The organism is Enterovirga sp. (genome assembly GCF_028290205.1).
GTDB lineage: Bacteria > Pseudomonadota > Alphaproteobacteria > Rhizobiales > Beijerinckiaceae > Enterovirga.
Map to the genome: position 1 here is coordinate 1 of NZ_JAQGKF010000111.1, position 4,625 is coordinate 4,625.

The 4,625-nt window shown below is 68.5% G+C and carries 4 protein-coding genes; 3 read left to right on the plus strand and 1 reads right to left on the minus strand.

Annotated features, from left to right (window positions below):
* The coding region (locus JWR86_RS07740; protein WP_299563171.1) for a molybdopterin cofactor-binding domain-containing protein at positions 1-800 on the plus strand (800 nt) is incomplete at its 5' end.
* 46 nt (positions 801-846) lie between these two features.
* On the opposite strand, the gene JWR86_RS07745 is transcribed toward JWR86_RS07740, so the two are convergent.
* The gene (locus tag JWR86_RS07745; RefSeq protein WP_299563174.1) at positions 847-2,211 is read right to left on the minus strand and encodes an amidase; all 1,365 of its coding nucleotides are present in this window, start codon (positions 2,209-2,211) and stop codon (positions 847-849) included.
* Positions 2,212-2,497: 286 nt separating this feature from the next.
* Here JWR86_RS07745 and JWR86_RS07750 point away from each other — a divergent pair, with 286 nt between their 5' ends.
* Positions 2,498-3,505, plus strand: coding sequence for a tripartite tricarboxylate transporter substrate binding protein (locus JWR86_RS07750; RefSeq protein WP_299563177.1), 1,008 nt, complete (start codon positions 2,498-2,500; stop codon positions 3,503-3,505).
* Between the two features lie 41 nt (positions 3,506-3,546).
* Entirely contained in the window at positions 3,547-4,236 is a 690-nt protein-coding gene (locus tag JWR86_RS07755; protein WP_299563180.1) for a cyclase family protein, read from the plus strand.
* Positions 4,237-4,625: the final 389 nt, after the last annotated feature.

The following is a 4,625-nucleotide window of genomic DNA, read 5'->3' on the forward strand; positions in this document are numbered from 1 at the left end:
ACATCGGCACCGGCACCTACACCATCATCGCCCAGACCGCGGCCGAGATGATGGGCGTCGGGCTGGACAAGGTGGTCGTGCGGCTCGGCGACTCGGCCTTCCCGGTCTCCGCCGGCTCCGGCGGGCAATGGGGCGCCAACAACTCGACGGCCGGCGTCTATGCGGCCTGCGTGAAGCTGCGCGAGTCGGTGGCCCAGAGGCTCGGCTTCACTTCCGCCGAGGCCGTCTTCGCGGACGGCGAGGTCCGGTCCGGCAGCCGCAGCGTCCCGCTCGCCGAGGCGGCGCGTGGCGGCGAGCTCGCGGCAGAGGACGCGATCGAATACGGCGATCTGGCCAAGCGCTACCAGCAATCGACCTTCGCCGGACATTTCGTCGAGGTTGGCGTCGATGTCTGGACAGCGGAGGTCAGGGTCCGACGCATGCTGGCGGTCTGCTCGGCCGGCCGCATCCTCAACCCGAAATCGGCTCGCAGCCAGGTGATTGGCGCCATGACGATGGCGGTCGGCTCGGCGCTGATGGAGAAGCTGGACGTCGATCCGCGACGCGGGTTCTTCGTCAATCACGACCTCGCCGGTTACGAGGTGCCCGTCCACGCCGACATTCCGCACCAGGAGGTCATCTTCCTTGACGAGGCCGATCCGATCTCCTCGCCTATGAAGGCCAAGGGCGTGGGCGAACTCGGCATTTGCGGCGTGGCCGGAGCGGTGAACAACGCCGTGTACAATGCCACGGGCGTGCGGGTGCGCGATTATCCGATCACGCTCGACAAGTTGCTGAGGCGGATGCCGGAGGCGAGCTGAGCAGACGCCATCCCACTTGGCAGGCAGGGGGCGATCCAGCGAGTGGTCACCAGCGCGGGAAAGCTGATGTTGGCCACCGCTTGTGGCCATCTAGGATCCGGGCCGCCTTGATGACGGTCCAGTCACCGCCGAACCGCCCAACAATTTGGACGCCGAGGGGCCGTCCGTCCGCGTGGGGCCTCGCCGGCACCGATAGGGCGGGATGGCCGACGGCGTTGACCCAGGTCGCGAAGGAGTTTTGCACCGCCGCGTGTCCGGGCCGGCCCGCCACCCGCTCGGGATATTCCTGATTCAGCGGCCATGCGGGGGAAGCGGCAGCGGGGCACAGAAAGAGATCCACATCTCCCCATGTCTCCGCCACACCCGTCCTGATGGCCGCCAGCCCGTCCAATGCCCGGACCATGTCGACGGCCGTCAGCCTCAGCCCGCGCTCCGCCAGGGCCGCGATGGGCCGACTGGCCTCCGCGCGCCAGCGCTCCGGGTGCATCTCCGCCGCCCGTGCCGCCCCAGCGGCGCTGAGGGTTGCCCAGACCTGCCGGACAAGACCGAGATCGTAGGGCGCATCGCGCCGCACGACCCTGCATCCCGCATCCGCCAGCGATGCCGCGCATTCCGCCACGGCATCAGCGACTTCTGGGTCTACCGCTTCGTCTCCGATCGCTGCGAACCAGCCGACACTGAGAGGCCGTTCGGCGATCATTTCAGCCGGAACCCGCAGCGAGGACGGATCGCGGGGGTCCGGTCCCGCAACTGCCTCGAGGAGCAGCTCCATGTCGGCGAGGCTACGGCCGAGCACCCCCACAGACTGGAAGTCCAGCGCCATGGGCGGAAAGCCGTGGCGGCGGGCGATGCGGCCGGTGCTGGGCCGCATCCCGTACAGCCCGGTATAGCTCGCGGGAAGCCGAGTGGATCCCCCAGCATCGGTGGCGAGCGCCAGGGGCACCATCCCGGCCGCCACGGCCGCGACCGAACCGCCGCTCGACCCGCCCGGGGTCAGCCGCACGTCCCAGGGATTTCGGGCCGGGCCGTGGAGTGGGCTGTCGGTGCGGCCGGACAGCGCGAATTCCGGCGTGTTGGTCTTGCCGACGATGACGGCGCCTGCCGCCCGCAGACGTTCAACCGCGATGTCGTCCGCGGGCGGGACGAAGTCGGCCCACATTCTGCTGCCCCACCGGGCAGGCATACCGGCAACCCATAGGTTGTCCTTCACGGCGACCGGCACCCCGTCCAGCGCGCCGAGACGGGCGGCCGCTGCCTGCCGCCGGCCCGCGGCCGAGGCCGCAGCGGCCGCGCCTTCGGGGTCGACGTGGACGAATGCACCGAGGGCCGCGTTAGCCCGTTCGATCCGCTCCAGTGTATCGGCCAGGAGCGCCTCCGGGGTCGTGTTCCCCCGGGCCAGCTGGAGGGACATCTCGGCGGCCGAGAGCGGCCCGGCTTCGGTATCGGTCACGACGGAGCTCCTTTGGGGAGGCGTTTGGGCGGGAGACGGCGCCGCGCTTCGCCGGATGACGCAGGGCGACGACCCCGCCGGCGGACCACGGGCACCGGGACGCTAGGGTTGGCTTCAGTCCGGAACAATGGTGCAGGCGACGGCCTACCTTGCGGAACGATCATGGCAAGTGGCTTGTCTCCCCGACCGCGACCATGCCACTTGCGGCCCGCCGGGCGCATCGGCGTTGGAGTCAGGGTCGTTGGTCATGACCGCTTACGAAAAGACACGGGTCGTTCTGGGCCATGGCGCGACTCGACGCGCCCTGCTGCTCTCTGGCCTTGGGCTCGCCGCGGCCGGCCATGCGGCGGCGCAGGCGTACCCGTCCCGCCCCGTGCGCCTCGTCGTGCCCTTCCCACCTGCGGGCGCGGCGGACGTGATCTCGCGATTTGTGGGCGAGCCCCTGTCGCGAGCCCTGGGTCAGCAGGTCGTCATCGATAATCGGACGGGCGCCGGCGGGCGCCTCGGCACCGAGGCGGCGGTCCGAGCCGAGCCCGACGGCTACACGATCTTCACGGGCAGCCAGGCCACGAACTCCATCAATCCCGAACTCTACACGAACCTGCCCTTCGATCCCGCGAAGGACCTGGTGCCCTTGGCGGCAGTCGGTGGGGTCGGGTCCGTGCTCTACGTTCGCAACAGCCTGGATGTTTCCACCTTTCCGCAGCTGCTGGAGCGGGCCCGGCGGGAGCCGGGCAAGCTGACATATGGTTCAGCCGGCAATGGCGGTGGCTCCCACCTCGCCATGGCGCTGCTCGAGAGCATGGCACGCGTGCAGATGGTCCACGTCCCCTATCGCGGCACCGCGCCGGCCACGACGGACGTGCTGGCTGGCCAGATCGACATGCTGTGCGACGTCATCACGACCGGCCTGCCGCAAATCCGGGCGGGAACGGTGCGGCCTCTGGCCGTGACCACGCCGCAGCGCCACCCGGCACTCCCGGACGTGCCGACGATGGCCGAGGCAGGCGTCCCAGGCTACGAGGCCGTCAGCTACTACGGCTTCTTCGCTCCGGTCGGCGTTCCGGCGGCCATCTTGGCCACCCTGCGCGACACGATCGCTCGGGTGCTGGCCGAGCCGGACATGGTCCGCAAGCTGGCCGAGCAGGGCATGGAGCCCCTTAACCTCACCCCCGAAGGGTTCGCCGAGTACATCGCTCGCGACCGCCGGCGTTGGGGCGAGGTGATCCGCAGCGCCGGCATCCGGCCGACCTGACCTTGCGGACTCGGCGTCCGACAACTCACGAGAGCGCACACATGGAAATCGTCGACCTCAGCCGCGAGCTTTTCCACCGCACACAGACCCATCCCTCGCACCCGCCGGTCGTGATGACGGTCTGGAACGACCATTCCGAGAAGAAGGTCGCGGGCGACGTCGTGTTTTCCAGCAAGGCGCTCTCCATTGCGTTCAGCGACCACGCCGGCACGCATGTGGACGCGCCCGTGCACTTCGACCCCCGGCCGGGCGCTCTGTCCATCGACCAGGTGCCGCTGGAGAAGTTCATCACCTCGGCCTTCTGCGTCGACCTGCGCGACGTGCCCCTGAAACATGCCGTGACGGTGGAGGAGCTGCAGGGCGCCGTGAAGGCGTCCGGCGAGACGATCCGGCAGGGCGACACGGTGCTGATCCTGCTCGGCACGAACGCGCGGCTCCTTGGCAAGCCGGGCTACGGCCACGACTTTCCAGGCCTGTCGATCGAGGCGATCCATTGGCTCGCGGACCAGGGCATCGGCATGTTCGGAGTGGAGGCGATCAGCCCGTCCCCCGAGGGCGCCCTGAATTTCCGCGCACATATGGCCTGTGCTGAGCGCGGCATTACCCACATGGAGTGTTTGGCGAATCTGGAGGCGGTGGTCGGCCGCGGGCGCTTCCGCTTCATCGGCCTGCCACTGAAGATTCGAGGCGGGACCGCCAGCCCGATCCGTGCCGTCGCCCTTTTTGAGTGACGTGCCATTCAGCGGTGCCCTCCTCCATCGTCGGCCGGGGGGCATTCTTGCCGGCTAAGCGACCGTGAGGCGCGATCCTAAGGGGCGAACGGCAACCTCGGCCCGAACGCCGTCGCAACGTCGCGACGAGACAGAGACTTCCTCGGGATCGTCGCACCCAGTCCGTCGTGGTGGGCAGGAGCCTCTACTCGACCCTGCCGTACGATCCAGTTCGGGTGCGCGCCTCGGTCGACAGGCAACGAAGATTACGCTTCGTCGATCAGTGATCTCGCAAAGAGATTATTATAAATACTGCTCAATCGGTGTATCTCCGACTGCGACATAAATCAGTCCTCCCTCGAGACGCCTGATCAATTTGTTGTTTTCGACGGGATCCACGGTGATGCAAC